This window comes from Kitasatospora phosalacinea (genome assembly GCF_000717185.1).
GTDB classification, from domain to species: domain Bacteria; phylum Actinomycetota; class Actinomycetes; order Streptomycetales; family Streptomycetaceae; genus Kitasatospora; species Kitasatospora phosalacinea_A.
Genome location: NZ_JNYE01000232.1, coordinates 1 through 1,469, shown reverse-complemented (window position 1 = coordinate 1,469; position 1,469 = coordinate 1). Strand labels below are relative to the sequence as shown.

Genomic DNA, 1,469 nt, shown 5'->3' with positions numbered 1-1,469 from the left:
TGACCTGCGCGATCTGGCACAACCGCACCACCGGCCAACCCGTCACCCGATCACTCATCGCCTACGACCACTGACCCACTTCGGAACTACTCGTCTAGCTGATGCCTACGAGCACGCCTCGGCGGGCGGGAGTATTACATCGATAACTCGCCGGTGGGCTGCTGCTGGAGTAACGGATCCGATCACTGGAAACCCAGTCAGTCCTGCGCGCCTATACGGCATACTTGACTCGGGGTTCGGGCTCGGATTCGTTCGTTACAGGCTCCCAGGTCAGCTTCACAAACTGGTGAACACAGGGAAAGGGGGACTGAAGAAGCGCCGAAACCGTTCCCGTAGGCCGGAGGAATATGGCCTCTACCTTCCTGGTCAGCATGAGCCGGTCATTGCAGACCCTGTTCGATGCGAGCTGATATGGGACCGGTACACGAGGCATCGGGGGGCCTATCCAAGGCGCCCGGTGATCAATGATCGAGAGTCCGTCAGATACTCCGTCAGCGGGCTAGTTAAATGCCCCCATTGCGGGGTCACCATGCAACCGATGCTGCGCGCCAAGAAGGTGCGACGCCCGAGTATAAATGGGCGACCGAATCCATTTGACGTCACCTGGCGATGCCGGACCCAGTCGGATATGGGAACGTGCCGGGAATCTGGATATGGAAATCTTGAGCACATCGAGACGCATGTCATAAACTGGCTGGATCGGCACATTCCAGATCCTCCAATTGATCTCCAGGATCGGATCGAGAGAGCGTCCGCCCATCAAGCGACTGTCGTTCAAGAGCGGTCGGCGGAGGATGAAATAGCCGATCTTGAACGGCAGGAGGACAACCTTGCCAAGGCTGTTTCTGTAGGCGCCATCAGTCTCGATGCGGCCCGGCGGCGTCAGGAAAAGATCCTGTCAGAGCGGCAGGAGATCCAGGAGCGGCAGCCTCCGAGAACCACTCTGATTGAGCCTGGCCAAGAGGATCGCCCCCGCGCCGAATATATGGGAATCGTAGCCGAGTGGGGAATGGCCAGCCCGGATCAGCGGAACAAAATTCTGCGAACCGTCATCGGCGGTATTCAAGTATATAAAGGGCGCGGGATCCCGTTGGATGAGAAGTATCGCATCGTTCCCAAATGGGCAGCTTGATATCCCGTTGACTGCTTCTCGGCAGTCAAACGCCACTACCCCGAGGTGCGGTCGAACTGCGCATCGGATCATGCCGATGCCGAGCAAATCGGGGAACTTCACTCCGAGTATCTCGGTGTCGGCCAGCCCGGCTCGCAGCTCGACCGCACCGGGGGGATCGGCTGAGAGCGGGCACGTCGGCGCCGCGTGCTCGAGGACATCCCACGAGCACAGGCTGACTCTCCGTCAGCCCTGCGGTCGGTCGTCGTCGTAGGCGCTGGTGCCCTCGTCCAGCAGCGGGCCGTCCGCGGCGGGCTGCGGGTGCTTGAGGTGGGCGGGGGCCAGGGCGCGCAGGCCG

General features: G+C 60.9%; 1 protein-coding gene. It reads left to right on the top strand.

Features of this window, described 5'->3' with window-relative positions; all coding sequences use genetic code 11:
• The first annotated feature begins 286 nt into the window (after positions 1-286).
• On the top strand, positions 287-1,132 hold the full coding sequence (locus OO57_RS44480; protein ID WP_324606823.1) for a zinc ribbon domain-containing protein: 846 nt from the start codon (positions 287-289) through the stop codon (positions 1,130-1,132).
• Positions 1,133-1,469 lie beyond the last annotated feature (337 nt).